This is a genomic window from Bacillus sp. LBG-1-113 (assembly GCF_020708615.1).
GTDB lineage: Bacteria > Bacillota > Bacilli > Bacillales > Bacillaceae > Bacillus > Bacillus mojavensis.
On the sequence record NZ_JAJFDG010000001.1, the window covers coordinates 562495 to 589344 of the forward strand.

Annotated in this window: 28 protein-coding genes and 1 pseudogene; 27 read left to right on the top strand and 2 right to left on the bottom strand. The window is 44.9% G+C overall.

Annotated elements, in window-relative coordinates; all coding sequences use genetic code 11:
• Positions 1-14 precede the first annotated feature (14 nt).
• The 20 genes from spoIIIAC (at position 15) to spo0A (ending at position 18316) form a co-directional block, all read left to right on the top strand.
• Complete coding sequence (gene spoIIIAC, locus LJF29_RS03005) at positions 15-221, top strand: stage III sporulation protein AC (protein WP_003153142.1); 207 nt, start codon at positions 15-17, stop codon at positions 219-221.
• A 6-nt stretch (positions 222-227) separates the two neighbouring features.
• Positions 228-629 (top strand): stage III sporulation protein AD, encoded by a 402-nt coding sequence (gene spoIIIAD / locus LJF29_RS03010; protein ID WP_010334898.1) that lies wholly within the window; start codon positions 228-230, stop codon positions 627-629.
• An 18-nt stretch (positions 630-647) separates the two neighbouring features.
• Positions 648-1847 carry a stage III sporulation protein AE gene (gene spoIIIAE / locus LJF29_RS03015; RefSeq protein WP_010334897.1) on the top strand — a complete coding sequence of 400 codons (1200 nt, stop codon included), beginning with the start codon at positions 648-650 and terminating at the stop codon, positions 1845-1847.
• Positions 1848-1860: 13 nt separating this feature from the next.
• The gene (gene spoIIIAF / locus LJF29_RS03020; protein WP_229146889.1) at positions 1861-2481 is read left to right on the top strand and encodes a stage III sporulation protein AF; all 621 of its coding nucleotides are present in this window, start codon (positions 1861-1863) and stop codon (positions 2479-2481) included.
• On the top strand, positions 2474-3163 hold the full coding sequence (gene spoIIIAG / locus LJF29_RS03025) for a stage III sporulation protein AG (RefSeq protein WP_010334895.1): 690 nt from the start codon (positions 2474-2476) through the stop codon (positions 3161-3163). Before spoIIIAF ends, spoIIIAG begins: the two co-directional genes overlap by 8 nt.
• Positions 3164-3814: a stage III sporulation ratchet engulfment protein SpoIIIAH gene (gene spoIIIAH / locus LJF29_RS03030; RefSeq protein ID WP_229146891.1), complete on the top strand. Its 651-nt coding sequence runs from the start codon at positions 3164-3166 to the stop codon at positions 3812-3814.
• A 151-nt stretch (positions 3815-3965) separates the two neighbouring features.
• On the top strand, positions 3966-4433 hold the full coding sequence (accB, locus tag LJF29_RS03035; RefSeq protein ID WP_010334893.1) for an acetyl-CoA carboxylase biotin carboxyl carrier protein: 468 nt from the start codon (positions 3966-3968) through the stop codon (positions 4431-4433).
• Positions 4434-4444: 11 nt separating this feature from the next.
• On the top strand, positions 4445-5797 hold the full coding sequence (gene accC / locus LJF29_RS03040; protein WP_010334892.1) for an acetyl-CoA carboxylase biotin carboxylase subunit: 1353 nt from the start codon (positions 4445-4447) through the stop codon (positions 5795-5797).
• A 20-nt stretch (positions 5798-5817) separates the two neighbouring features.
• A complete protein-coding gene (gene yqhY / locus LJF29_RS03045) occupies positions 5818-6225 on the top strand; it encodes a fatty acid biosynthesis protein YqhY (RefSeq protein ID WP_010334891.1) in 408 nt (135 codons plus the stop codon).
• A 265-nt stretch (positions 6226-6490) separates the two neighbouring features.
• Positions 6491-6886: a transcription antitermination factor NusB gene (nusB, locus tag LJF29_RS03050; protein WP_010334890.1), complete on the top strand. Its 396-nt coding sequence runs from the start codon at positions 6491-6493 to the stop codon at positions 6884-6886.
• Between the two features lie 11 nt (positions 6887-6897).
• A complete protein-coding gene (gene folD, locus LJF29_RS03055) occupies positions 6898-7749 on the top strand; it encodes a bifunctional methylenetetrahydrofolate dehydrogenase/methenyltetrahydrofolate cyclohydrolase FolD (protein ID WP_010334889.1) in 852 nt (283 codons plus the stop codon).
• 138 nt (positions 7750-7887) lie between these two features.
• Positions 7888-9231, top strand: coding sequence for an exodeoxyribonuclease VII large subunit (gene xseA / locus LJF29_RS03060; protein WP_229146892.1), 1344 nt, complete (start codon positions 7888-7890; stop codon positions 9229-9231).
• The gene (locus LJF29_RS03065) at positions 9231-9485 is read left to right on the top strand and encodes an exodeoxyribonuclease VII small subunit (protein ID WP_010334887.1); all 255 of its coding nucleotides are present in this window, start codon (positions 9231-9233) and stop codon (positions 9483-9485) included. The genes xseA and LJF29_RS03065 overlap by 1 nt, the downstream gene beginning before the upstream one ends.
• Positions 9475-10365: a polyprenyl synthetase family protein gene (locus LJF29_RS03070; RefSeq protein WP_010334886.1), complete on the top strand. Its 891-nt coding sequence runs from the start codon at positions 9475-9477 to the stop codon at positions 10363-10365. The genes LJF29_RS03065 and LJF29_RS03070 overlap by 11 nt, the downstream gene beginning before the upstream one ends.
• Before the next feature lie 178 nt (positions 10366-10543).
• Entirely contained in the window at positions 10544-12445 is a 1902-nt protein-coding gene (gene dxs / locus LJF29_RS03075; RefSeq protein ID WP_229146894.1) for a 1-deoxy-D-xylulose-5-phosphate synthase, read from the top strand.
• Positions 12442-13287 (top strand): TlyA family RNA methyltransferase, encoded by an 846-nt coding sequence (locus tag LJF29_RS03080; protein WP_229146895.1) that lies wholly within the window; start codon positions 12442-12444, stop codon positions 13285-13287. Before dxs ends, LJF29_RS03080 begins: the two co-directional genes overlap by 4 nt.
• A 96-nt stretch (positions 13288-13383) precedes the next feature.
• Positions 13384-13833, top strand: a complete 450-nt coding sequence (gene argR, locus LJF29_RS03085; protein ID WP_010334883.1) for an arginine repressor ArgR — start codon at positions 13384-13386, stop codon at positions 13831-13833.
• A gap of 35 nt (positions 13834-13868) precedes the next feature.
• Entirely contained in the window at positions 13869-15599 is a 1731-nt protein-coding gene (gene recN, locus LJF29_RS03090; RefSeq protein WP_229146897.1) for a DNA repair protein RecN, read from the top strand.
• Between the two features lie 360 nt (positions 15600-15959).
• Positions 15960-17237, top strand: a complete 1278-nt coding sequence (gene spoIVB, locus LJF29_RS03095) for a SpoIVB peptidase (protein ID WP_229146903.1) — start codon at positions 15960-15962, stop codon at positions 17235-17237.
• A 275-nt stretch (positions 17238-17512) separates the two neighbouring features.
• Entirely contained in the window at positions 17513-18316 is an 804-nt protein-coding gene (gene spo0A / locus LJF29_RS03100) for a sporulation transcription factor Spo0A (protein ID WP_010334880.1), read from the top strand.
• 581 nt (positions 18317-18897) lie between these two features.
• Here spo0A and LJF29_RS03105 read toward each other — a convergent pair.
• On the bottom strand, positions 18898-20016 hold the full coding sequence (locus LJF29_RS03105; protein ID WP_229146904.1) for an NADH-dependent flavin oxidoreductase: 1119 nt from the start codon (positions 20014-20016) through the stop codon (positions 18898-18900).
• Between the two features lie 72 nt (positions 20017-20088).
• Positions 20089-20221, bottom strand: a pseudogene (locus LJF29_RS03110) (hypothetical protein).
• 327 nt (positions 20222-20548) lie between these two features.
• On the opposite strand from LJF29_RS03110, the gene LJF29_RS03115 reads away from it, so the two are divergent.
• The 7 genes from LJF29_RS03115 to mmgD all read left to right on the top strand — a co-directional run bounded on the left by LJF29_RS03115 (position 20549) and on the right by mmgD (position 26838).
• The gene (locus LJF29_RS03115; RefSeq protein WP_032731307.1) at positions 20549-20842 is read left to right on the top strand and encodes a hypothetical protein; all 294 of its coding nucleotides are present in this window, start codon (positions 20549-20551) and stop codon (positions 20840-20842) included.
• A 22-nt stretch (positions 20843-20864) separates the two neighbouring features.
• Complete coding sequence (locus LJF29_RS03120; RefSeq protein ID WP_229146906.1) at positions 20865-21485, top strand: N-acetylmuramoyl-L-alanine amidase family protein; 621 nt, start codon at positions 20865-20867, stop codon at positions 21483-21485.
• A gap of 89 nt (positions 21486-21574) precedes the next feature.
• Positions 21575-22318, top strand: a complete 744-nt coding sequence (locus tag LJF29_RS03125) for a glycerophosphodiester phosphodiesterase (protein ID WP_229146908.1) — start codon at positions 21575-21577, stop codon at positions 22316-22318.
• Between the two features lie 122 nt (positions 22319-22440).
• A complete protein-coding gene (locus LJF29_RS03130) occupies positions 22441-23622 on the top strand; it encodes an acetyl-CoA C-acetyltransferase (RefSeq protein WP_229146909.1) in 1182 nt (393 codons plus the stop codon).
• A 25-nt stretch (positions 23623-23647) separates the two neighbouring features.
• On the top strand, positions 23648-24514 hold the full coding sequence (locus tag LJF29_RS03135) for a 3-hydroxybutyryl-CoA dehydrogenase (RefSeq protein WP_229146910.1): 867 nt from the start codon (positions 23648-23650) through the stop codon (positions 24512-24514).
• A gap of 28 nt (positions 24515-24542) precedes the next feature.
• On the top strand, positions 24543-25682 hold the full coding sequence (locus LJF29_RS03140; RefSeq protein WP_229146912.1) for an acyl-CoA dehydrogenase: 1140 nt from the start codon (positions 24543-24545) through the stop codon (positions 25680-25682).
• Positions 25683-25713: 31 nt separating this feature from the next.
• Entirely contained in the window at positions 25714-26838 is a 1125-nt protein-coding gene (mmgD, locus tag LJF29_RS03145; protein ID WP_229146914.1) for a citrate synthase, read from the top strand.
• Positions 26839-26850 lie beyond the last annotated feature (12 nt).

Genomic DNA, 26850 nt, shown 5'->3' on the forward strand with positions numbered 1-26850 from the left:
GGAGCAAAAATAAAATGGGAGTAGACGTGAATGTCATTTTTCAAATCGCCGGAGTGGGAATCGTGGTCGCGTTTTTACACACGATTTTGGATCAGATGGGAAAAAAAGAGTACGCCCAGTGGGTGACGCTGTTAGGTTTTATCTATATTTTATTTATGGTCGCCACCATTGTGGATGACCTCTTTAAAAAGATAAAAGCTGTGTTTTTATTTCAAGGATAGGGGGGCTTGCAGATTGACATTGTTCAAATTGTAGGTTTAGGGCTGATCGCCACCTTCCTTTCTTTGATCGTGAAAGAACAAAAGCCGACATTTGCCTTTTTAATTATCGTATTTGCCGGATGTGTTATTTTTCTTTATCTGGTAGATCAAATCTACGACATTATCAGAATGATTGAAAAAATAGCCGTCAACGCCAATGTCAACATGGTATATGTTGAAACGATTTTAAAGATTATCGGAATCGCCTATATTGCTGAATTCGGGGCGCAGCTCACCAAGGATGCCGGTCAAGGAGCCATTGCCTCGAAAATAGAATTGGCGGGAAAAATTCTGATTCTCGTTATGGCTGTTCCTATTTTAACCGTGATTATTGAAACGATTCTCGGACTTATACCTTCCATGTCATAACCGAAAGGAGGCGGCAGATTGAAGCGTTTTCAATGGGCGTTGGTTCTTGCGGTGCTGCTCGTATTAGGGTGCGCAGAAACTGTACAAGCAGCAGACGATTCGGTCCAAACAGAAGAACATACCGAAACGCCGAAGCAATTGGCTGAAAAAACGGCAGAGTCGCTTGAAACAGACAAGATCGGTGAATTTTGGAATGACATAATGACGGAATACGGCGGCCTGCTGCCGGAAAGTCAAAAAGGAAGTTTGCTTGAGTTTATAAACGGCGATAAATCCTTTTCACCGCAAGAATGGCTGAAGGCTCTCTTTTCTTATTTGTTTCATGAAGTGCTTGCCAATGGAAAGCTTCTCGGCACGTTGATTTTGCTGACGATTTTCTGCGTCATTCTTCAGCTTCTGCAAAATGCTTTTCAGCAAAGCACAGTCAGCAAGGTTGCCTACGCAATTGTCTATATGGTGCTGATTATCCTCGCGCTGAACAGCTTTCATGTAGCGATCAATTATGCGACAGAGGCGATTCAGACGATGACCAGTTTTATTTTGGCTCTCATTCCTCTCCTGCTGGCGCTTTTGGCTTCCTCTGGAGGAGCTGTATCTGCGGCCTTCTTTCATCCTGTTATACTCTTTCTTATGAATACGAGCGGTCTGCTGATTCAAAACATCGTCATGCCGCTGATTTTCTTATCAGCGATTCTGAGCATTGTCAGTACAATGACAGAACAGTACAAAGTGACGCAGCTGGCCAACCTTCTCAGGAATATCGCCATCGGAGCGCTGGCAGTCTTTCTCACTGTGTTTCTCGGCGTCATTTCTGTGCAGGGGGCCTCGGCGGCAGTGACAGACGGCATTACGCTCAGGACGGCTAAGTTTATTACCGGCAACTTCATCCCTGTTCTTGGAAGAATGTTTACTGACGCAACGGATACAGTGATCAGCGCTTCCTTATTGCTGAAAAATACGGTAGGAATCCTAGGTGTCGCCATTTTGATTTGTATTGCGGCTTTCCCGGCAATCAAAGTGCTTTCTCTCGCTTTTATTTACAAGCTGGCAGCAGCGATTCTCCAGCCGCTCGGCGGCGGTCCGGTCATTACCTGTCTCGATGTCATCAGCAAAAGCGTCATTTATATTTTTGCGGCTCTCGCCATTGTGTCTCTCATGTTTTTTTTAAGCCTTACCGTCATTATTACAGCCGGAAACCTCACGATGATGATGAAGTAAAGGAGGCCGACGGATGAGTTTTCTAACTGAATGGCTTACCAGCATCGTCTTATTTATCCTATTTGCAATCGTCATTGATATGCTGCTGCCGAGCTCCAGCATGCAAAAGTACGCAAAAATGGTCATCAGCCTGCTGCTGATCGTCGTCATGCTTACTCCAATTTTTAAGCTTTTCAAAGCAGACCCCGAAGTCATCTTTGAATACCTAACCAAAAACGGGCAATCGGAATCTGCCGAAATAAAAAATCAGATCAATTCAAAAAAAATAGAAATACAAGCTTCCCAGCGCGCATATATTTTAGAAGAAATGGCTGTCCAACTAAAAAAGAAAGCGGAGGAGATGTTCAGTCATGACGAATATAAAGTAGACCAAATCAAGATCACGGCAGGAGAAAAAGTAGATTCAGAAGAGGATATCAAAACAATCAGCGTGTATATGGCCCCGTCTTCTGAAAAAACGGTCCAAACGGTCGCGCCGGTCGACATTAATACGGATCATGCATACGTCACAAAAGATACAGCGGCACAAAAAGAAGCTAAACAGATTCAGGGAAAGCTTGCAGACATCTGGGAAATCGGCAGTGAGAAAATTACGGTTCATATGGAAGGCGGGGAGAGGATCGGCAATGAATAAAAACGGATTATGGAACGTATTGAAAAAGCAGTTTCTTCCGGGGCAATCGAAGGACGGCGAAAAACCGAAGCTGACCAAATATCATTACTTTCTGTTCGTTTTTGTTCTCGGCGTCTCCTTTATGCTTGTCAGCCAGCTCTTTTCTTCACCGGAGAAAACGGAAAACGCCCAGACCATAACAGCACCGGCATCAGCTGATTCGGCGGACAGCAAAGAGAAAACAGCTGAAGTGTTTAAGGCCTCAAAATCTGATGATCCTAAAAACTCTATTGGCGATTATGAAAAAGAATATGAAAATCAGCTGAAGGAAATTCTTGAAACCATTATCGGCGTGGAGGATGTCTCGGTTGTGGTTAATGTGGACGCAACGTCACTGAAGGTGTATGAAAAAAACAAATCAAGCAAAAATACAACAACTGAAGAAACAGACAAAGAAGGCGGAACTAGAAGCGTGACGGATCAAACATCAGAGGAAGAAATCGTTATGATCAGGAATGGGGATAAAGAAACACCTGTTGTCGTTCAAACGAAAAAACCGGATATACGCGGTGTACTCGTTGTTGCTCAAGGAGTGGACAACGTTCAAATAAAACAAACCATTATTGAAGCGGTGACACGGGTCCTGGATGTTCCAAGCCACCGGGTTGCGGTTGCCCCTAAAAAAATAAAGGAGGATTCATAAATGCTCAAAAAACAAACTGTTTGGCTGTTAACAATGCTCAGTCTTGTTGTGGTGTTAAGTGTTTATTATATCATGTCGCCTGAAAGTAAAAACGCGGTGCAGATGCAAAGTGAAAAAAGCCCGTCAGACAGCGGTGAAGTAGCAACTGAAAAAACACCTGCCAAGGAAGACGCAAAGGAAAAAAATGGTACTGAAACAGAAAAAGAAGACGGAACTAAGGGTACGAAAGATTCTTCTTCAGACAAAGAAACTTCCGCTGAAGCGAGTGAAAAAGGAACGGTTGTGACCGAAACCGCCGACGATGATCTTTTCACAACATACCGCCTTGATTTGGAAGATGCCAGAAGCAAAGAACGGGAAGAACTGAATGCGATCGTATCCAGCGACGATGCAACAGCAAAGGAAAAGAGCGAAGCATATGATAAAATGACAGCCCTCAGTGAAGCGGAAGGAACAGAAAAACAGCTTGAAACACTAATTAAAACACAAGGCTATGAAGATGCCCTCGTAAATGCGGAAGGAGACAAAATTAACATCACGGTCAAATCTGACAAACACTCTAAATCTAAAGCTACAGCCATCATAGACCTTGTTGCCAAAGAAATTAAAACGATGAAAGACGTTGCAGTCACATTTGAGCCTTCCAAATAGGTAATGAACAACCGCCCGCCGAAACGCGGGCTTTTTGCATGCCAGTCATATTAGAGTTGAATTCAAAAGTCCGCTCCTGTAAGATAAACATAGTATGTACTTTTAGTAGTAACCTATAAAAAAGAAATTTCATACATAGGAGTGCGATTGAATGTTAAATATTAAAGAAATCCACGAACTGATTAAAACAATTGACGAATCTTCAATTGATGAATTCGTATATGAAAATGAAGGTGTTTCCCTAAAACTGAAAAAACACGAAGCGGGTACTGTACAAGTGATGCAGCAAGCGCCGTCAGCACCTGTACAAGCAGCAGCTCCGCAAGCGCAGCAAGCAGCGCCGGCACCTGCACAAGAGGCGCCGAAACAAGATGAAAACCTGCATCAAATCAAATCACCGATGGTGGGAACATTTTATGCTTCTTCATCACCGGAAGCCGGTCCTTATGTAACAGCAGGCTCTAAAGTAAATGAAAACACTGTTGTCTGCATTGTAGAAGCAATGAAGCTATTTAACGAAATCGAAGCGGAAGTAAAAGGCGAAATCGTTGAAGTGTTAGTTGAAAACGGCCAGCTGGTTGAGTATGGACAACCTCTATTTCTTGTAAAAGCAGAGTAAGGAGACTTAACATGATAAAAAAGCTATTGATCGCCAACAGAGGAGAAATTGCTGTCAGAATCATTAGAGCCTGCAAAGAGCTCGGTATTGAGACTGTCGCCGTTTATTCAGAAGCTGATAAAGATGCCCTGCATGTACAAATGGCTGATGAGGCTTTTTGTATCGGACCGAAAGCTTCAAAAGACAGCTATCTAAACGTTACAAATATCGTAAGTGTCGCCAAGCTGACTGGTACAGACGCTATTCACCCGGGCTACGGTTTTCTAGCTGAAAACGCCGACTTCGCGGAATTATGTGAAGAAGTGAATGTCACGTTTGTCGGACCTAGCGCTGAGGCCATTTCAAAAATGGGAACAAAAGACGTTGCGCGGGAGACGATGAAACAGGCGGGCGTGCCGATTGTTCCAGGTTCACAAGGAATTATAGAAAATGTGGAAGAAGCGGTTTCGCTAGCTAATGAAATTGGGTATCCTGTAATTATAAAAGCCACCGCAGGCGGAGGCGGAAAAGGAATCAGGGTTGCGCGCACCGAAGAGGAACTGATTAACGGCATTAAGATTACTCAGCAGGAAGCTGCAACTGCATTTGGAAATCCTGGTGTTTACATCGAAAAATACATAGAGGATTTTCGTCATGTTGAGATCCAAGTGCTTGCCGATAATTATGGAAATACCATTCATTTGGGCGAACGTGACTGCTCGATTCAAAGACGCCTTCAAAAGCTTTTGGAAGAATCACCATCTCCTGCGCTTGATTCAGAAATCAGAGAGCAGATGGGTGAAGCGGCGGTTAAGGCTGCAAAAGCAGTTGGCTACACAGGCGCGGGAACAGTTGAATTTATTTATGACTACAGAGAACAGCGCTACTACTTCATGGAAATGAACACAAGAATTCAAGTAGAGCACCCAGTTACAGAAATGGTGACAGGAACAGACCTGATTAAGGAACAAATCAGAGTCGCATCAGGAATGGAACTCAGCCTCAAGCAAGAAGATGTTGTATTTGAAGGCTGGGCCATCGAATGCCGAATTAATGCGGAAAACCCAAGCAAAAACTTCATGCCGTCACCTGGTGAAATTAAAATGTATCTGCCGCCGGGCGGTTTAGGTGTCCGTGTAGATTCAGCCGCGTATCCGGGCTATACCATCCCTCCGTACTACGACAGCATGATTGCGAAAGTAATCACATATGGAAAAACCAGAGATGAAGCGGTTGCCCGTATGAAGCGCGCACTAAGCGAATTCGTCATCGAAGGCATAGAAACAACAATCCCGTTCCACATCAAACTGCTTGAACACGAAACATTTGTTAGTGGAGAGTTTAATACGAAATTTTTAGAAACATATGATGTAATGGGCTCATAATTTTTACGGAGGTGAATTGAATGAAAGACAACAGCTTGCTTAAGATGGATCATGAAGACACGCATTTAGGTAAGGTTGAGATCGCGCCGGAAGTCATTGAGGTGATTGCCGGTATTGCGGCTTCTGAAGTTGACGGCGTTGCTGAAATGCGCGGAAACTTTGCGACAGGCGTCGTCGAGCGCTTCGGCAAAGTAAACCATGGCAAAGGTGTAAAAGTCGACTTGGCGGATGACGGAATTACGATTGATGTCTACTGTGTTGTCGCATTCGGCGTTTCTATTCCGAAAGTCGCAGCGGCCGTTCAGGAAAACATTCGTCAAACCTTATTAAATATGACGTCTCTTTCAATTAACGAGATCAATATTCACATCGTCGGCATTCAATTTGACACAAAAGCCCAGGAAGTCGAAATCGACGAAGAAATGTAAAATGGCTTAACAAGAAACCAAGGGGAGGGCGGCCCTTTGGTTTTTTTACACGTTACCCTTTATTTCAAAGCATGAAGAAAGCCGGCTCAAGTCAGCCGAGTTTCTTCATGATCGTGAAATCCGAATGATCATATAAAGGTTTGTAAAAATATTCGGTAATAGGGTCAAAAAACCTTGATTTCAATATGCGGATACGAAAAAAATATGTTATGATCTCTTTATGGCTTAACGACAAGCAGATAAAGAGGATCAAAGGAGAAAGAAAATGAAAAGAAGAACAGCAAGAGAAAAAGCTTTGCAGGCACTATTTCAAATTGATGTCAGCGATATTGCAGTGAATGAAGCCATTGAACACGCATTAGATGAAGAAAAGACAGATCCTTTCTTTGAACAGCTTGTACACGGGGTATTGGAACACCAGATTCAGCTGGATGAAATGATTTCGAAACATCTGGTAAATTGGAAGCTTGATCGGATTGCCAATGTTGACCGTGCGATTTTGCGTCTGGCAGCATACGAAATGGCATATGCCGAAGACATTCCGGTAAATGTCTCCATGAACGAAGCGATTGAGCTGGCGAAACGGTTTGGTGATGACAAAGCGACAAAATTTGTAAACGGGGTTCTTTCTAACATTAAATCTGATATTGAACAATCATAGGAGGAAAGAAAATGACTGCAACAATCATCGACGGAAAAGAAACGGCAAAAGAAAAACGCGAACAATTGGCAAAAGAGGTAGAAGAGCTTAAAAAGCAAGGCGTCACTCCCGGCCTGGCGGTTATTCTGATTGGAGATGACCCAGCTTCTCATTCTTACGTGCGGGGAAAGAAAAAAGCGGCAGAAACAATGGGCATGAATTTTAAGCTTGATCAATTCGACAGCAGCCTCACAGAAGCTGAGCTGCTTTCGATTATTGACAAATACAATGAAGACCCTGAGTTTCACGGAATTCTCGTACAGCTTCCGCTTCCAGACCATATTTCTGAAAAAGCGGTGATTGAACGTATTTCTCCTGATAAGGATGTAGACGGTTTTCATCCGTTAAATGTAGGGAAAATGCTATTAGGTGAAGATACATTTCTTCCTTGCACGCCGCACGGAATTGTTGAGCTTTTGAAGAAAACCAATATTGACCTTTCCGGTAAAGAGGTTGTTGTAGTCGGCCGAAGCAATATTGTCGGTAAACCTGTCGGCCAGCTTTTATTAAATGAAAACGCGACAGTGACATACTGTCATTCAAGAACAAAAGATATATCTGAACATACGAAAAAAGCGGACATCCTGGTGGTGGCGGTCGGTAAAGCCAACTTTATCACTGCTGACCAGATAAAAGAAGGCGCCATCGTAATTGACGTCGGCGTTAACCGTTTGGAAAGCGGAAAGCTTTGCGGAGACGTAGAGTTTGAAGGAGCGAAGGAAAAAGCATCCTTTATTACACCTGTTCCAGGCGGAGTCGGTCCTATGACCATCACGATGCTTGCGCATAATACTGTTAAATCTGCGAAACGTACGTTATTATAGATCTTTGGAGATATTCAGAGATGGAACAAAGCACTGCCTCTGGATAATGAGCACGATACCCGCTTCTTCAGGCTCCTTAAGCCAGGGCGGGTTTTCTTTAGTTATGGTGCAGGAATGCTTACGAGAGGAGTTTGAGACATGGGTGAAACAGCGTATGTTACTGTCTCAGCGCTGACAAAGTATATAAAACGAAAATTCGATGTAGATCCTCACCTTGAAAATATTTGGATTAAAGGCGAATTATCGAATGTAAAAATACACACGAGAGGCCATATTTATTTCACATTAAAAGATGAAAACGCCCGGATGCAGTCGGTCATGTTCGCCAGACAGAGCGAGCGTCTTCCTTTTAAACCGGAAAATGGGATGAAAGTGCTGGTGAGAGGCGGAATTTCCGTATACGAACCGAGCGGAAACTATCAATTATATGCAAAAGAAATGCAGCCTGACGGGGTCGGAGCGCTTTATTTAGCGTATGAAGAATTAAAAAAGAAGCTAGCCGGAGAAGGTTTATTTGACGAACGCTACAAAAAACAAATCCCCGCATTTCCAGCCACAATCGGGGTTGTGACATCACCCACAGGTGCTGCTGTCAGAGATGTCATTACAACTCTAAAAAGAAGATATCCCCTTGTAAAAGTCATTGTACTTCCAGCGCTCGTTCAGGGCGAACATGCGAGCAGATCCATCGTTAGGCGCATTGAAGAGGCGAATGAAAAACAGATGTGCGACGTATTAATTGTCGGAAGAGGCGGCGGATCAATTGAAGAACTGTGGGCGTTTAACGAAGAAATCGTAGCGCGTGCGATCTTTGCTTCCAACATACCGATCATATCAGCTGTCGGCCATGAGACGGATTTTACCATCAGTGATTTTGTTGCGGATATCAGAGCGGCGACACCTACAGGGGCAGCTGAGATTGCAGTGCCGCATACAACTGATTTAATGGAACGGGCGAAAACGGCGGAAGTCAGGATGTCAAGAGCGATGCAGCTGCATCTCAACCGAAAAAAAGAACGGGTTCAAACACTTCAATCCTCATATGCATTTCGCTTTCCTAAGCGGCTGTTTGAGCAAAAAGAGCAGCAGTTTGACCTTGCTTACCAGCAGTTTCAAGCTCAGCTTACCGCTCTTTTGGACCGGAAAAGCAGACAGCTTGAGCGAGAAACTTACAGATTAGAGGCGCTGCATCCCCATGAACAGCTGAAGCAGGCCAGAAAGCGGTATGAGGATCAAACGAATCAGCTTAAAAAAAATATGAATATCCAAATGAAGCAGCTGCATTCTCAGTTTCAAACCGTTCTGGGCAAGCTGAACGCGTTAAGTCCCCTTCAAATTATGGAAAGAGGATACAGCTTGGCTTATAAGGAAGATGAACTCATAAAAAGCGTCAGTCAGGTAGAAGAGAAAGACCAGCTGGAGGTAAAGCTGAAGGATGGCGTGCTGACCTGTGAAGTATTAAATAAGAGAGGGGAAGAATAATGACAGACATGAAAAAAAATGAAAACATGACGTTTGAAGAAGCGATGAAAGGCTTAGAAAGCATTGTATCAAAGCTTGAAGAAGGCGATGTGCCTCTGGAGCAAGCAATTAACTACTTTCAAGAAGGAATGGCCCTTTCAAAAATGTGCCATGAAAAGCTTCAAAAAGTAGAGAAGCAAATGGACTTCATTTTAAAAGAAGACGGCGAACTGGCACCTTTTAGTGTTCAGGAGGAAGACGAAGGTGACAAATAAATTAGCTAGCTTTCTGGCGGAGCGTAAAAAAGCGGTTGAAGAGCAGCTCTTTGTATATACAGAAAACCTTAATATCCCGGATTCATTAAAGAAATCTATGCTGTATTCCCTTGAGGCCGGAGGAAAGCGGCTGCGGCCTCTCATCGTGCTGGCGGTTTTGAATGCATACGGAAAAAGTGAAAAAGACGGTATCCCAGTCGGGTGCGCTGTTGAAATGATTCACACGTATTCCTTAATTCATGATGATCTGCCTTGCATGGACGATGATGATCTGCGCCGCGGAAAACCGACAAACCATAAAGTATTTGGTGAAGCCACGGCTGTTTTAGCGGGAGACGGGCTGCTTACGGAAAGCTTTAAGCTGATTACGTCCCATGTATCAGACGAGGTATCTGCAGAGAAGCGACTTCGTCTTGTGAATGAACTGATTTCAGCAGCGGGAACCGAGGGCATGGTCGGGGGGCAGATCGCTGATATGGAAGCAGAAAACCGTCAGGTCACGCTTGAAGAACTTGAATCTATTCATGAACGGAAAACAGCCAAACTGCTCGGTTTTGGCGTCATCGCCGGCGCTATTTTGGCGGATGCGCCTGAGGAAGAAATTGAAACATTGCGCGCCTTCAGCAGCCACATTGGAATCGGTTTTCAAATCAGAGACGACATTTTAGATGTAGAAGGCAGTGAAGAGAAAATCGGCAAACGTGTCGGCTCGGATACAACGAACGAAAAATCAACGTATCCGTCACTTCTGTCACTGGAAGGGGCCAAAAAGAAATTGGACGGTCACATAGAAGAAGCAAAGCGCTTGATTGGGGGTCTCTCCCTTCAAAAAGACCTTTTGTATGAGCTTTGTGATTTAATTGCGGCAAGAGACCACTAAAACGATCCTTATTTGAAGCGGCTGCACGACATATGGTAAAATGTAAGCAGTTTCGATGAAAAAACAAAAGGAAGAGCGCGTTTGTCTTTTTTTATGCCTGAGAAATGATCTGAGTTCAGCTCGGCATTTAAGACATATATCAATGCAGAAATTCATGCTGAAAGTGAGTTGATCCGCTTTGGATCTTTTATCAATACAGGACCCGTCGTTTTTAAAAAACATGTCCATTGATGAATTAGAGAAATTAAGTGATGAAATCCGTCAGTTTCTGATTACGACTTTATCGGCTTCTGGCGGACACATTGGCCCTAATTTGGGTGTTGTTGAGCTTACCGTTGCATTGCATAAGGAATTTAACAGCCCGAAAGACAAGTTTTTGTGGGATGTAGGTCATCAGTCTTACGTCCATAAGCTGCTGACGGGCCGGGGAAGAGAATTTGAAACCCTTCGACAATATAAAGGGCTTTGCGGATTCCCGAAGCGGAGCGAAAGCGAACATGACGTATGGGAAACCGGGCATAGCTCAACTTCCTTGTCAGGTGCGATGGGAATGGCGGCCGCTCGCGATATTAAAGGAACGGATGAGTTTATCATTCCGATTATCGGTGACGGTGCGCTGACCGGCGGAATGGCGCTTGAAGCGCTGAACCATATCGGTGACGAGAAAAAAGACATGATTGTTATCCTCAACGATAATGAAATGAGTATCGCTCCGAACGTCGGCGCTATTCATTCCATGCTCGGACGTCTGCGAACAGCCGGGAAATACCAATGGGTGAAAGATGAGCTTGAATATCTGTTTAAGAAGATTCCGGCTGTTGGGGGCAAGCTTGCCGCCACGGCAGAACGTGTCAAAGACAGCCTGAAGTATATGCTTGTCTCAGGCATGTTTTTCGAGGAACTCGGATTTACTTATTTAGGCCCTGTGGACGGACATTCTTATCATGAACTGATTGAGAATCTTCAATACGCTAAAAAAACCAAAGGCCCTGTCCTGCTGCATGTGATCACCAAAAAAGGAAAAGGGTACAAACCTGCTGAAACCGATACGACCGGTACGTGGCATGGAACCGGCCCATATAAAATTAATACAGGTGACTTTGTAAAACCAAAAGCCGCAGCGCCTGCATGGAGCAGCCTTGTCAGCGGCACAGTACAGCGAATGGCACGTGAGGACGGGCGAATCGTGGCGATAACACCGGCAATGCCTGTGGGTTCGAAGCTTGAAGGCTTTGCGCAGGAATTCCCTGACCGGATGTTCGACGTCGGCATTGCAGAGCAGCATGCGGCTACAATGGCAGCCGCAATGGCATTACAAGGCATGAAGCCGTTTCTGGCTATCTATTCAACCTTCCTGCAGCGTGCATATGACCAGGTTGTTCATGACATCTGCCGTCAAAACGCCAATGTGTTTATCGGAATCGACCGCGCCGGATTAGTCGGTGCAGACGGAGAGACGCATCAAGGCGTATTTGATATCGCGTTTATGCGCCACATTCCAAATGTGGTCTTAATGATGCCAAAGGATGAAAATGAAGGGCAACATATGGTTCATACAGCGCTGAGCTATGACGGCGGTCCGATCGCCATGCGTTTTCCGCGCGGAAACGGCCTCGGCGTCAAAATGGATGAACAGCTTAAAACGATTCCAATCGGCACGTGGGAGGTGCTGCGTCCGGGTAACGACGCGGTCATCTTAACATTTGGAACAACAATTGAAATGGCGCTTGAAGCTGCTGAAGAGCTGCAAAAAGAGGGCCTTTCCGTACGCGTTGTCAACGCGCGATTCATTAAGCCGATTGATGAAAAGATGATGAAGGACATACTAAATGAAGGATTGCCGATTCTAACGATTGAAGAAGCGGTCTTAGAAGGCGGATTTGGAAGCGCGGTTTTAGAATTTGCTCATGAACAGGGGATGTACCATACGCCGATCGACAGAATGGGCATACCGGATCGATTTATAGAACATGGAAGCGTAACGGCGCTTCTTGAAGAAATCGGATTAACGAAACAGCAGGTGGCAGACAGAATTCGAATGCTGGCACCGCCCAAGACACATAAAGGAATTGGATCATGACGGCTAAGAAAGAACGATTAGATGTATTACTAGTGGAAAGAGGGCTTGCGGAAACGCGGGAAAAAGCGAAACGGGCCATTATGGCAGGAATCGTGTATTCGAATGAAAACCGCTTGGACAAGCCTGGTGAAAAAATTGACCGCGAGCTTCCGTTGACCATCAAAGGAAACCCGCTGAAATATGTGAGCAGAGGCGGTTTAAAGCTTGAAAAAGCATTGAAAGAATTTCCTGTCTCTGTTCAGGAGAAAATTATGATTGATATCGGTTCCTCCACCGGCGGCTTTACGGATTGTGCTCTGCAAAACGGCGCAAAACAGTCGTACGCGGTGGATGTGGGCTACAACCAGCTTGCATGGAAGCTAAGACAGGACGAACGCGTCGTTGTGATGGAACGCACGAATTTTCGTTATGCGACTCCGGCAGACTTCACAAAGGGCATGCCGGAGTTTGCTACGATTGATGTATCTTTTATTTCGCTTCGGCTGATCCTGCCTGTTTTAAAAACATTGCTTGTACCAGGCAGCGATTGTATTGCGCTTGTCAAGCCTCAGTTTGAAGCAGGCCGGGAATCGGTCGGCAAAAAAGGCATTGTCAGAGATCCGAGGGTGCATGAAGATGTCCTGCGGCGTATGGTCAGTTTTTCGGCTAGCGAGGGCTATCTCTGCAAAGGCCTGTCATTTTCTCCAATTACGGGAGGAGACGGAAATATTGAATTTCTCCTTCATTTGCAGTGGCCGGGTGAAGGTCAAGAAGGCGCAGGCTTGCCTGAGGAGGAAATCAGCCGCATAGTGGAAGAAGCACATAGGACGTTAAAAGAAAAAAAAGCAGATGTACCGGAATAATAGGGCGCTATTATTCCTTTTTTCTGCATTCATGTACTTTTTGCGGAGAATCATATACCATATAAGAACAGATAAGCTGGAAATAGAGGTGCTTACATGAACAAAGGCCAGAGGCATATCAAAATCAGAGAAATCATTACAAGCAATGAAATCGAAACCCAAGATGAATTGGTTGACATGCTGAAGCAGGATGGATACAAGGTCACACAAGCCACGGTTTCACGCGATATTAAAGAGCTTCACCTTGTGAAGGTGCCGACAAATAATGGCTCATATAAATACAGCCTACCGGCGGACCAGCGTTTCAATCCGCTGTCTAAGCTGAAACGGTCACTGATGGATGCTTTTGTGAAAATAGATTCAGCAAGCCATATGATTGTGCTGAAAACCATGCCGGGCAATGCCCAGGCAATTGGAGCGCTGATGGACAATCTGGACTGGGACGAAATTATGGGGACCATTTGCGGAGACGACACCATTTTAATTATTTGCCGGACTCCTGAAGATACCGACGGCGTAAAAAGCCGGCTCCTAGAGCTGCTGTAAAGGAAATCTAACAAAGATAAGAGGTGTAATGCTGTTTGTTAGCTGAATTATCGATTAAAAACTTTGCCATTATTGAGGAACTGACGGTTTCTTTTGAACGCGGGCTTACGGTTTTAACAGGAGAAACCGGAGCCGGCAAATCCATCATCATAGATGCCATTTCACTTTTAGTCGGTGGCCGCGGCTCATCTGAATTTGTCAGGTATGGAGAAACAAAAGCCGAGCTTGAAGGGCTGTTTCAGTTAGACAGCGGCCATCCCGTTTTTGACGTTTGTGCTGAACAGGGGATTGACGTTTCAGATGAAATGATCGTCATGAGAAGGGATATCAGCACGAACGGAAAAAGCGTATGCCGGGTAAATGGCAAACTTGTAACAATTGCGTCGCTAAGAGAAATCGGCAGGCTTTTATTGGATATTCACGGGCAGCACGATAACCAGCTGTTAATGGAGGACGAAAAACATCTTCAGCTATTGGACAAGTTTGCGGGAGCCGAAGTGGAAAGCGCACTTCAAGCGTATCAGGAAGGCTATCAGCGCTACATGAAGCTGCTTAAAAAGTTGAAGCAGCTTTCTGAAAGTGAGCAGGAAATGGCACATCGGCTTGATCTGATTCAATTTCAGCTGGAAGAAATTGAGTCGGCAAAGCTCGAACTGAACGAAGATGAGCAGCTGCAAGAAGAGCGCCAGCAAATTTCAAATTTTGAGAAAATATTTGAATCACTGCAAAATGCTTATAATGCGCTGCGCAGCGAGCAGGGCGGTCTGGACTGGGTCGGAATGGCGTCGTCTCAGCTTGAAGATTTATCCGATATTAACGAACCGCTGCAAAAACTGTCTGAGAGTGTTTCGAACTCCTACTATCTTTTGGAGGACGCTACATTTCAGATGAGAAATATGCTGGATGAGCTTGAATATGACCCGGAACGATTGAATTTTATTGAGGCGCGTCTTAATGAGATTAAGCAGCTGAAGCGGAAATACGGGGCAACCGTTGAGGATATTTTAGAATATGCTTCTAAAATTGAAGAAGAGATTGATCAAATTGAAAACAGAGACAGCCATCTTCAGAGCCTGAAGCAGGAGCTGGATTCGGTTGGTAAAGATGTTGCAGTAGAAGCGGCAAACGTTTCCCGAATCCGAAAAACATGGGCGAAAAAGCTGGCTGACGAAATCCATCGTGAACTGAAAAGCTTATATATGGAAAAGTCGACTTTCGATACGGAGTTTAAGGTTAGAACAGCAACCCGCGGTGAGGAAGCGCCGGTTGTAAACGGGCAGCCTGTTCAGCTCACTGAACAAGGGATTGATCTGGTGAAGTTTTTGATTTCCACCAATACGGGGGAGCCGCTGAAATCTCTTTCTAAAGTAGCTTCCGGCGGAGAGCTGTCAAGGGTCATGCTTGCCATTAAAAGCATTTTTTCCTCACAGCAGGACGTTACCTCGATTATATTTGACGAGGTAGATACAGGCGTAAGCGGCAGGGTCGCTCAGGCTATTGCTGAAAAGATTCACAAAGTATCAATGGGATCACAAGTGCTTTGCATTACGCACCTGCCTCAGGTGGCAGCCATGGCCGATACCCATCTTTACATTGCGAAAGAATTAAAAGACGGAAGAACGACGACGCGTGTAAAGCCGCTGACTAAACAAGAGAAGGTGGCGGAAATCGGGCGCATGATAGCAGGAGTCGAAGTCACAGACTTAACAAAACGCCATGCGAAAGAGCTGTTAAAACAAGCGGATCAAGTCAAAACAACTGGATAAGCTGCGCAATATACGCAGCAGCTTCAGCGTGCTGACAAACTCTCGCAATCGTTGTCAAGTCTAAGCGCCGGTGCACAAGAATGACAGCACCCGCCCTTTCTAGACTTCAAGGGTTTTCAATCACGCTGAAAGAATGTCAAAAATTTAAAACTTTATTCGGTTTTAAACTTTTGTCAACAGTCTAAAGCTGCGCATATGCGCAGCTTATTTTTTTTGTATACTCATCCATTCGTTCATCAGTATATCCAATGTTTTTCTTTATATGACAGTTATAAATAAGGGCTGAGAAGGCAAAAGTAATGATGTAGCAGCAATTCATAAAGAAGGTGTGGGGTAGGAGCGAGGAGAGTGAAGTAGTGAATGCCGGATAACATTAGAAAAGCAATAGGTTTAATTCTCCTTGTTTCGTTATTAAGTGTAGGTTTATGCAAACCATTAAAAGAGTATTTACTGATTCCAACGCAAATGAGAGTATTTGAAACCCAAACACAACCGATTGAAACGAGTTTATCTGTAAACGCCCAGGAAAAATCATCAGAAGCGTTTACAGTTGAGAAAGACCCGCATGAAATCAAAGTTACAGGCAAAAAATCAGGCCAGTCAGAATTAGTATATGATCTTGCCGGATTTCCAATCAAAAAAACAAAAGTGCAAGTTCTACCGGATTTAAAGGTCATACCGGGCGGGCAATCGATCGGTGTCAAACTTCATTCCGTGGGAGTGCTTGTGGTCGGATTTCATCAAATTAACACAAGCGAAGGGAAAAAATCCCCTGGTGAATCGGCAGGTATTACAGCAGGCGACATTATTATTGAGATGAATGGACAGAAAATTGAAAAAATGAATGATGTTGCCCCGTTTATTCAAAAAGCGGGAAAAACCGGAGAGTCTCTTGATTTGCTGATCAAACGTGATAAACAGAAGATCAAAACAAAGCTGATTCCTCAAAAGGATGAAGCTGAAGGCAAATACCGAATCGGTTTATATATCAGGGATTCTGCCGCGGGCATCGGCACAATGACCTTTTATGAGCCGAAAACAAAAAAATACGGAGCGCTTGGCCACGTGATCTCCGATATGGATACGAAAAAACCAATTGTCGTGGAAGATGGAGAAATCGTCAAATCGACTGTAACATCAATTGAAAAAGGGACAGGCGGAAATCCTGGAGAAAAACTGGCGCGATTTTCCTCTGAACGCAAAACGATCGGGGACATTAACAGAAACAGCCCATTTGGAATCTTCGGCACGCTGCATCAGCCGATTAAAAACAAAATCTCAGACAAGGCGCTGCCGGTTGCCTTTTCAAATGAAGTGAAAAAAGGGCCTGCTGAAATCTTAACGGTCATTGATGATGATAAGGTAGAAAAATTTGATATCGAAATCGTCAGCACGACACCTCAAAAGTTTCCGGCTACAAAAGGAATGGTCTTAAAAATTACCGATCCAAGACTGCTGAAGGAAACAGGCGGCATTGTACAAGGCATGAGCGGAAGTCCAATCATTCAAAATGGAAAGGTCGTCGGCGCCGTTACCCATGTGTTTGTCAACGACCCGACAAGCGGCTATGGCGTGCATATTGAATGGATGCTGTCTGAAGCAGGAATCGATATTTACGGAAAAGAAAAAGCAAGCTAACTGCCGGAATTCCGGCAGTTTTTTTGCTTTTCTCCCTCTTCACTTCTCATCATACATACGTTAAAATGAACAAAAGAAGATTTTTCGACAAATTCACGTTTCCTTATTTGTCAAATTTCATTTTTAGTCGAAAAACAGAGAAAAACATAGAATAACGAAGATATGCCACTATTATTGTTAGTTATGATTTTTTTTAGAGGGTATATAGCGGTTTTGTCGAATGTAAACATGTAGCAAGGTGGAATCCTGTTAACTACATTTGGGGAGGAAGAAACGTGGAGAAAATTAAAGTTTGTGTTGCTGACGATAATCGAGAGCTGGTAAGCCTGTTGAGTGAATATATAGAAGGACAGGAAGACATGGAAGTCATCGGAGTTGCTTATAACGGACAGGAATGTCTGTCGCTATTTAAAGAAAAAGATCCTGATGTGCTCGTCTTGGACATTATTATGCCGCATTTGGACGGACTTGCTGTTTTAGAGCGACTGAGAGAATCAGATCTGAAAAAACAGCCAAATGTCATCATGCTGACAGCCTTCGGACAGGAAGATGTCACGAAAAAGGCCGTCGATTTAGGAGCGTCCTACTTTATACTCAAACCGTTTGATATGGAAAACCTTGTCGGCCATATTCGCCAGGTCAGCGGAAATGCCAGCAGTGTGACGCATCGCGCGCCGTCATCACAAAGCAGCATTATACGCAGCAGCCAGCCTGAACCAAAAAGGAAAAATCTCGACGCGAGCATCACAAGCATTATCCATGAAATCGGCGTCCCTGCACATATTAAAGGCTATCTCTATCTGCGTGAAGCGATCTCAATGGTGTATAACGACATCGAACTGCTCGGCAGTATTACAAAAGTCCTCTATCCGGACATCGCCAAAAAATTCAATACAACCGCTAGCCGTGTAGAAAGAGCGATCCGCCACGCGATTGAAGTGGCATGGAGCAGAGGGAATATTGATTCCATTTCCTCATTGTTCGGTTATACAGTCAGCATGACGAAGGCAAAACCTACAAATTCAGAGTTCATTGCAATGGTTGCGGATAAGCTGAGATTAGAACATAAGGCTTCTTAAGCATGATCAGCAAAAGCACTTAAATCAAACGTCTTTTATTTATTGGTTTCCACTGATAAATAGGAGGCGTTTTATTTTTGGATAAATCTGTTATAATAAATGCGGAAGATTGATGACTATTTGGTTTATACGCTTGGAGTGATCGAAAATGCGTGAAACGTACGGGCTGCTAATCGCTATATTTATTCTTTCGCTTTGTGTCAATTCAAACATCGTTGTGGAGTCACACAAAATAGGCATGCTGATTGACTTCATTTCATTTGCTGCAATGGTCGTATGTATATTCGTTGGTTGGACCATGAGAAACAGAAAGGCAAAAACGGATTGAAACCCTTTACGCTGGATGTTCGTAGGATAAAGAGCAATTGAAGTATATAGGAGACATACGCATGAAAAAGAGAAAAAAGAAAAACAGAAAACGTGACGGACTGCTGTTCGATTTTCTAACCGAAGTAATTGGTCAGCTTCTCATTTTGCCGTTTAAATATTTGCACAAATTATTCGATTGACGAAAAGGACCCTTTCCTAAGGGTCTTTTTTTATAAAAAAGACTGCCGAAATATTCCGGCAGTCACATCAAATTAATCTTTATAAGGAACCCATCCATGTGTGTTCACAATCGCTTGCCATAGCGGCTCAGGCAAGTGATATTTTTCTTTGTCTGTGCCTTTTATCACAGTTTCAATTTGTTTTTCGCGTCCTTCTTTTACTTTTACAGCCCAATCAGGATCCACTAAAATTTCACGCCCCATCGCCACCAGCGGGATATCGTTTTCAAGCACAGCAAGCGCGTCATCAGCAGAATGGATGGAACCAACAGCAATCAGCGGCACCTTGTGTCCGACACGTTCATTCAATAAGTCCATACGTGTACGTGTTGGGTCTGCGCCGCGGCGCGCTTTGGAGTTGACGTCCATCAATGAAATATGGAGGTAATCTAGTTCTTTTTCTACTAAGGCATCAACAAGCGTGAAGGTTTCTGTCATTGTCAGTCCCGGTGTATCTGGCTCTTCCGGAGACAGGCGGTAGCCGACTAAAAATGCACCCTTCGCGTGATCAGCAATTGCTTGTTTCACCTCATCCACAATAGCAAGCGGGAAGGCTAATCGTTTCTCGTCGCTTCCTCCCCAGCGGTCTGTGCGCTGATTAGTTTTTGGAGAATAAAACTGCTGAATCAAGTAGCCGTTTGCACCGTGAATTTCGACACCGTCAAACCCGGCTTCAATGGCACGTCTTGTCGCTTCTCCAAAAGCCTTCACAATGTTTTCAACCTCTGCCTCTGTCAATGCGCGGGCAATTTGTTTACCGTTATCAAACACGTCACTTGGCGCAACAACATCCTGATTCGGAACAAGCTCAGGAGGACATTCAGTTCCGCCGTGATGAATTTGCACAATCGCTTTTGACCCTTGTGCTTGAATGGCTTGCGCTAATCTTTTTAGCCCGGCAATATTGGAGTCGTCATGGATGGCTGGCTGTCCGGGAAATGCTTTTCCATCAGGCGTGACGTTTGCGCATGCTGTAATCACCATTCCCATTTCTTTTGAACGGGGGATGATGTAGTCCAGCTCCGCTTCAGAAATCGTGCCGTCCTCGTTGGAAGAATAATGGGTCATTGGAGCAACCGCGATCCGGTTGTCAATCGTAACGCCGCTTCGAAATGTAAATGGTTCAAAGAGCGGTTTGTACTTTGGATTCATAAGATCATCTTCTTTCGTTTGGATTCGCACATATTCTAGCCTATATGTAAAATTTGATGCAATTAATCTGCTTCACCGGCTGAATATCTTGAGTGCCGAATGTGGTTTTCTTCGCTCTTTTTCGGGGCTCTTGTAGCCGCCTTTGATTTGATGGCCAATGGAGTAAGTGATGACTGCCGCGGCCAGCAGCAGAACATTTTTTCATGAGCTGTATCTTCTTTTTGTAAAGTAAATATTCTTTAAAAGCTTACGCCTGTCCAACCCTTCCGTCAAACCATCTGCTCACTCTATTCATCAAGTTTTTAAAAATGAATAAAAAGTTGCTTCTTTCCGCTAATTTTTTCTAAAATGCAGCTCTTTTAGAGACATCTTCATAGACAGATCCGCTTGCTTTCTTTCTAACAACAGGAAATCAGCAGGTCAGATAGCCCTTTTGAAAATCATGGAAACGTCGTGCCGGCTTTCGTGCCAGCTTTACAAATCCGACATTCTGGTCAAAGATAAAAGCCAAACATCAGGAAGAGGTGATCATGTGAAACAAACTGGTCTATTTCTGTTAACTGTGCTGCTGCTTTCCGGATGCAGTATTGCAAGCGCAGATGATTCAGTCCCAAAGTTTACAGAAGAGGGAAAATACATTGGTTCGGCTGATCCTCATACAATCGCCGTTTCCCTTAACGGAGAAGAAACCATGATACAAGTTCCAAGGGACAAACGCGACGATTGTGAGGACCTGCCAGATCACACAAAAGTCCAGGTGAAATATACAAAAAAAGAAAACGGAACCTTACAGCTGGAAGATATTCAGCTGCAAAAGAACTCGTAATGACAGACCGGAGGGAGAAACGTTGAAAATGTTATGGAGGAGTTTAGCGATATGCGGATTGGCTTTTATGCTCGCGCCCTGTGCACAAGCGGCAGAGCCGATAGCAGGGAAAACGGTATATATTGATGCCGGTCATGGTGGCAAAGACAGCGGGGCAGTCGGAAACGGGCTGTTAGAGAAAAATATTAATTTGGCTGTCTCCGGTTATGTTGTGGACAAGCTGAAAGCGGAAGGAGCGTTTCCTGTTGCTACAAGGATGGATGATCATTTTCTGACCTTGGAGGAAAGAGTGGCAAAAGCAAGTGCAAACCATGCTGATCTTTTTGTCAGTATTCATGTGAATTCGGGCGTTTCCTCTGCTTCAGGCACGGAAACGTACTTTCAGTCTGATTATGAAGCGGAAAACAGTCAGCGGCTGGCATCAGATATTCAGTCAGAGCTGGTATCATCCTTGCAAACAAGAGACAGGGGCGTGAAAGAATCGGATTTTTATGTCATTACATATTCAAAAATGCCGAGTGTGCTGGCTGAGCTTGGATTTATAACAAACAGCTCTGATGCGGACAAGCTTGGGAGTGAAGAATATCAAAAAAAAGCTGCTGACGCGATTGTCGCCGGAATTGACTCTTATTACGCACAGTAGTCAGAGTACAAAAACACTTCATTCTAGAGTGACAAGGCCTAAATCAGTATAATAGAGAAAACGGGCAACTTTAGGCTTGAGGTGAAACAATGACAAAGATTTTTGCCCATCGGGGGGCATCAGGTCATTATCCCGAAAATACAATGATTGCATTTGAAAAAGGGATTGAAAACGGAGCGGATGGAATCGAGCTTGATGTTCAGCTGACAAAAGACGGACATATTGTCGTTATTCATGATGAAAGGCTCGACCGGACGACATCCTTAAAAGGTTTCGTAAAGGACACGAGGTACGATGTTTTGAAAACCGCTGATGCGGCTGCCGGTCATCAACAAACAGTCGGCGATGTAAGGGTGCCGCTGCTTGAAGACGTGCTCTCGTGGGCGGAAAAAAAGGATTTTCTGATTAACATTGAATTAAAAAATAGCGTGATCCGCTATGAAGGAATGGAAGAAAAAGTGCTTGAGACAGTAAAGCGATTTAAAATAGAAGAAAGAACGATTCTGTCCGCATTTAACCATGAAAGCTTAGCGTTATGCGGCCGGCTGGCACCCCATATTGAACGGGCGGTGCTGACCTCAGATGTGCTATATCAGGCTGATCAATATGTAAAATCCATTCCGGCAGCCGGCTACCACCCAAAGCTGCATAGCCCGGCGGTAACGGATGAAGTGCTGCTGCAAATGCGAAATAGCTCGATTAAGGTAAGGCCTTATACAGTCAATCGGCCAGACGATATGGAGCATTTGATGAAAATGAGAGCAGACGGCATTTTCACAGATTTTCCTGAGCGGGCTGCTGCCATCGCTAAGAAATTGAATAGAACAAATTAGTTTTCAAGAAGGCTGCCGGTGCAGCCTTCTTTTTCATTCATTCATACCTGTTTCAAAGCATACATTCATAGAAGACACCCAGAAATGTAAGCGCTGTCTATCTTTTGATTTGAGGTGAAACCATGAGGAAAACAGTCATTGTAAGTGCCGCAAGAACCCCGTTTGGCAAATTTGGAGGTGCGTTAAAAGAAGTAAAAGCTGCTGAACTCGGGGGCGCTGCTATGAAAGAGGCGTTAAAGCGTGCCGGAGTCTCTGGAGATCAGGCGGAAGGCGCCATCATGGGTATGGTTGTCCAAGCCGGTGCGGGCCAGATACCTTCCCGGCAAGCTGCCCGTATAGCCGGACTGCCTTGGAGTGTGCCATCGGAAACACTAAATAAAGTTTGCGCCTCTGGCCTTCGTGCTGTCACTCTATGTGACCAAATGATTCGGGCGCGTGATGCGGACATTCTTGTTGCCGGAGGCATGGAGAGCATGAGCAATATTCCGTATGCTGTTCCCGCTGGCCGCTGGGGGGCACGGATGGGTAACGGGGAGCTGAGGGATTTAATGGTTTACGACGGATTAATGTGCGCTTTTGATGAAGTGCACATGGCCGTTCACGGAAATACTGCGGCCAAGGAATATGGCATTTCACGTAAAGAGCAGGATGAATGGGCCCTTCGAAGTCATAAGCGGTCGGCTGCTGCGGCCGATGAAGGAAAGTTTGATGAAGAAATTGTTCCTGTCAGCTGGCTTGGCCGGAAAGGAAAAACAAACATTGTTGACAAAGATGAAGCGATTCGCCGCGATACCACTCTCGATCAGCTTGCGAAACTTTCTCCGATTTATTCGAGTGACGGATCCATTACAGCCGGCAATGCGCCGGGAGTCAACGACGGAGCGGGAGCATTTGTATTAATGTCTGAGGAAAAAGCCGCTGAACTTGGAAAGCGTCCTCTTGCAACCATTCTTGGTTTTTCAACAGCCGGAATGCAAGCGCATGAGCTTGCGGCGGCCCCGGGATACGCAATAAACAAGCTGCTGAAAAAGACCGGCTTTACATTACAGGATATTGACCTTTTTGAAGTCAATGAAGCATTTGCTTCTGTTGTATTAACATGTGAAAAAATCGTTGGGTTTGATCTTGAACAAGTAAACGTCAATGGCGGAGCAATTGCACTGGGCCACCCGATCGGTGCTAGCGGTGCGAGAATTTTGATGACACTTGTGTACGAATTAAAGCGCCGGGGAGGTGGACTGGGGATTGCTGCTATTTGCAGCGGAGCGGCTCAGGGAGACGCTGTCTTGGTTCAAGTTCATTAAAACATTGACGGAGAAGGGGATTTGAATGGAAATCAAACATATCATGGTAGCCGGCGCTGGACAAATGGGAAGCGGAATTGCCCAAACAGCGGCTGAAGCCGGTTTTTATGTGCGGCTGTATGATTTGAATCCTGAGGCAGCGGAAACGGGGTTTCAGCACATAAAAAAGCATTTGACCCGCGATGCTGAAAAAGGAAGAAAGACGGAAGCAGAAGTGAAGGCTGTTATCAGCCGTATTTCGCTTTCCCCGGCGCTGGAGGAGGCGCAGCATGCGGATGTTGTGATTGAAGCAATTGCAGAAAGCATGACGGCAAAAACTAAATTGTTCAAAAACCTTGATCATATTTGCCCGGCTCATACGCTTTTGGCCAGCAATACATCCTCCTTGCCGATAACAGAAATTGCAGCTGTCACAAACCGACCTGAACATGTCATTGGCATGCATTTTATGAACCCCGTTCCTGTGATGAAACTGGTTGAAGTCATTCGCGGCCTGGCGACATCAGATGAAACTGCGTTAGCCATTATTGCATTAGCGGAAAAAATGGGGAAAACGCCGGTCGAAGTCAATGATTTTCCCGGATTTGTCTCCAACCGTGTGCTTTTGCCAATGATCAATGAAGCCATCTATTGCCTTTATGAGGGGGTAGCTGAGCCAGACGCAATAGACCAGGTTATGAAACTTGGTATGAATCACCCGATGGGACCCCTTAAGTTAGCTGATTTTATCGGGCTGGATACATGTTTGTCGATTATGGAAGTCCTTCACTCCGGGCTTGGTGACTCCAAGTACCGCCCTTGCCCGCTGCTTCGTAAGTACGTCAAAGCAGGGTGGCTCGGCAAAAAGAGCGGACGCGGTTTTTATCATTACGGCGAGGTGAAGAATACCTGAAGTCAATTCCAACCCGGAGGTGGCCAAGTTGCATTTAACCCAAGAGCAAGTCATGATGCGAAAGATGGTGCGTGATTTTGCCCGAAAAGAAATTGCTCCTGCTGCGGAGGTCATGGAGAAAACAGATGAATTTCCATTTCAGCTAATGAAGAAAATGGGTGAACACGGCTTGATGGGAATACCAGTGCCGGAACAATATGGCGGCGCTGGAGCGGACATTGTTTCTTATATTTTGGCCATTCATGAGATTTCTAAAATCAGCGCGGCGGTCGGTGTCATTCTTTCGGTTCATTCCTCAGTGGGCACAAATCCGATTTTGTACTTCGGAAACGAAGAGCAAAAAGTGAAATATATACCGAAACTCGCCTCAGGAAACTATTTGGGTGCATTTGCGCTGACTGAGCCTTACTCTGGATCGGATGCCGGGAGCCTTCGCACCACAGCAATCAAAAAGAACGGCAAATATATTTTAAACGGATCGAAAATCTTCATAACGAACGGGGGTGCCGCTGACCTCTATATTACGTTTGCTTTAACTGCCCCAGGCCAAAACAGGAACGGGATTTCGGCTTTTATCGTTGAAAAGAACACACCTGGTTTTACAGTCGGCAAAAAAGAAAGAAAGCTGGGGCTTCACGGTTCCAACACAACAGAGCTGATATTTGAAAATGCGGAAGTGCCGGAAGAGAACTTACTGGGCCAAGAGGGGGATGGATTTAAAATCGCAATGGCGAACCTGAATGTGGGACGCATCGGCATTGCAGCACAAGCGCTGGGAATTGCAGAGGCTGCCCTGGAATATGCGGTTGCTTATGCGAAACAGCGTGTCCAATTCAACAGGCCTATCGCAGCCAATCAAGGCATATCGTTTAAGCTCGCCGATATGGCGACAAGAGCAGAGGCGGCAAGGCACCTTGTCTATCATGCGGCAGATCTCCATACCCGCGGTCTGGCCTGCGGAAAGGAAGCGTCCATGGCTAAACAATTTGCTTCTGATTCAGCAGTGAAAGCTGCACTTGAGGCAGTCCAGATATATGGAGGATATGGTTATATGAAAGATTATCCGGTCGAACGGCTGCTTAGGGACGCAAAGGTAACACAAATTTATGAAGGCACAAATGAAATTCAAAGACTCATTATTTCCAAGCACCTGCTTGGCACAATCTGACAGATAATAACGCAAAGCGGAGGTTGAGGATATGGATGGTAAACAGCATTTTTCTCCAGGTCTTGACGGGGTCGTCGCAGCAGAAACGAATATTTCTTATCTTGACACACAGTATAGTCAGATATTGATTCGAGGCTATGATTTAATAGATCTTTCAAAAACCAAAAGCTATCTTGAACTGGTGCATCTATTGCTGGAGGGGAGGCTGCCGGCTGACAATGAAACGGAAACGGTCAAAAGGAAGGTCAACAGCGCTTCAAACCTGCCGGCTGACATTGTCCGTCTGCTTGAGCTGCTGCCTGAACATACTCATCCGATGGATAGTCTGCGAACCGGGATGTCAGCTCTTGCCGGCTACGACAGCCAAATTGACGATCGATCGCCTTCTGCAAACAAGGAGCGCGCCTATCAGCTTTTAGGAAAAATGCCTGCTCTCACAGCAAGCAGCTATAGAATGATAAATAAAGGAAAACCAATTTCCCCGCTTCAGCACCTATCCTACAGCGCGAATTTCTTATACATGATGACGGGAAAAATACCATCCGCATTGGAAGAGCGGATCTTTGACCGTTCACTTATCCTGTACAGCGAGCATGAGATGCCAAATTCAACCTTTACAGCCAGGGTGATCGCCTCAACACAATCGGATCTTTATGGCGCATTGACAGGAGCTGTAGCATCTTTGAAGGGAAATCTACATGGAGGCGCAAACGAAGCGGTCATGTATATGCTCTTAGAGGCAAAAACAACGCCTGATTTTGAACAAATCCTGTTATCAAAACTGAGAAAAAAAGAAAAAATTATGGGCTTCGGCCACCGGGTGTATATGAAAAAAATGGACCCGAGAGCGCTTATGATGAAAGAAGCGCTTCAGCAACTATGCGATCAAGCCGGCGATCATTGCTTATACGAAATGTGTGAAGCGGGGGAGCAGCTGATGGAGCGGGAAAAAGGGCTTTATCCGAATTTGGATTATTATGCCGCCCCGGTGTATTGGATGCTTGGTATACCAATTCCATTGTATACGCCTGTTTTTTTCAGTGCGAGAACAGCAGGCTTATGCGCACATGTGATGGAACAGCATTCCAATAACCGCTTGTTCCGCCCTCGTGTCCGCTATACCGGCCCGCGATATGAGAACAAATCCAAATCATGAAAGGAATTGGTC

Bases quoted from the DNA above. Each gene is read 5' to 3' on its own strand.
- spoIIIAC (WP_003153142.1), top strand. From the start codon at position 15: ATGGGAGTAGACGTGAATGTCATTTTTCAAATCGCCGGAGTGGGAATC.
- spoIIIAF (WP_229146889.1), top strand. From the start codon at position 1,861: ATGAGTTTTCTAACTGAATGGCTTACCAGCATCGTCTTATTTATCCTA.
- spoIIIAG (WP_010334895.1), top strand. From the start codon at position 2,474: ATGAATAAAAACGGATTATGGAACGTATTGAAAAAGCAGTTTCTTCCG.
- spoIIIAH (WP_229146891.1), top strand. From the start codon at position 3,164: ATGCTCAAAAAACAAACTGTTTGGCTGTTAACAATGCTCAGTCTTGTT.
- accB (WP_010334893.1), top strand. From the start codon at position 3,966: ATGTTAAATATTAAAGAAATCCACGAACTGATTAAAACAATTGACGAA.
- accC (WP_010334892.1), top strand. From the start codon at position 4,445: ATGATAAAAAAGCTATTGATCGCCAACAGAGGAGAAATTGCTGTCAGA.
- yqhY (WP_010334891.1), top strand. From the start codon at position 5,818: ATGAAAGACAACAGCTTGCTTAAGATGGATCATGAAGACACGCATTTA.
- nusB (WP_010334890.1), top strand. From the start codon at position 6,491: ATGAAAAGAAGAACAGCAAGAGAAAAAGCTTTGCAGGCACTATTTCAA.
- folD (WP_010334889.1), top strand. From the start codon at position 6,898: ATGACTGCAACAATCATCGACGGAAAAGAAACGGCAAAAGAAAAACGC.
- xseA (WP_229146892.1), top strand. From the start codon at position 7,888: ATGGGTGAAACAGCGTATGTTACTGTCTCAGCGCTGACAAAGTATATA.
- LJF29_RS03065 (WP_010334887.1), top strand. From the start codon at position 9,231: ATGACAGACATGAAAAAAAATGAAAACATGACGTTTGAAGAAGCGATG.
- LJF29_RS03080 (WP_229146895.1), top strand. From the start codon at position 12,442: ATGACGGCTAAGAAAGAACGATTAGATGTATTACTAGTGGAAAGAGGG.
- argR (WP_010334883.1), top strand. From the start codon at position 13,384: ATGAACAAAGGCCAGAGGCATATCAAAATCAGAGAAATCATTACAAGC.
- spoIVB (WP_229146903.1), top strand. From the start codon at position 15,960: ATGCCGGATAACATTAGAAAAGCAATAGGTTTAATTCTCCTTGTTTCG.
- LJF29_RS03105 (WP_229146904.1), bottom strand. From the start codon at position 20,016: ATGAATCCAAAGTACAAACCGCTCTTTGAACCATTTACATTTCGAAGC.
- LJF29_RS03125 (WP_229146908.1), top strand. From the start codon at position 21,575: ATGACAAAGATTTTTGCCCATCGGGGGGCATCAGGTCATTATCCCGAA.
- LJF29_RS03130 (WP_229146909.1), top strand. From the start codon at position 22,441: ATGAGGAAAACAGTCATTGTAAGTGCCGCAAGAACCCCGTTTGGCAAA.
- LJF29_RS03135 (WP_229146910.1), top strand. From the start codon at position 23,648: ATGGAAATCAAACATATCATGGTAGCCGGCGCTGGACAAATGGGAAGC.
- mmgD (WP_229146914.1), top strand. From the start codon at position 25,714: ATGGATGGTAAACAGCATTTTTCTCCAGGTCTTGACGGGGTCGTCGCA.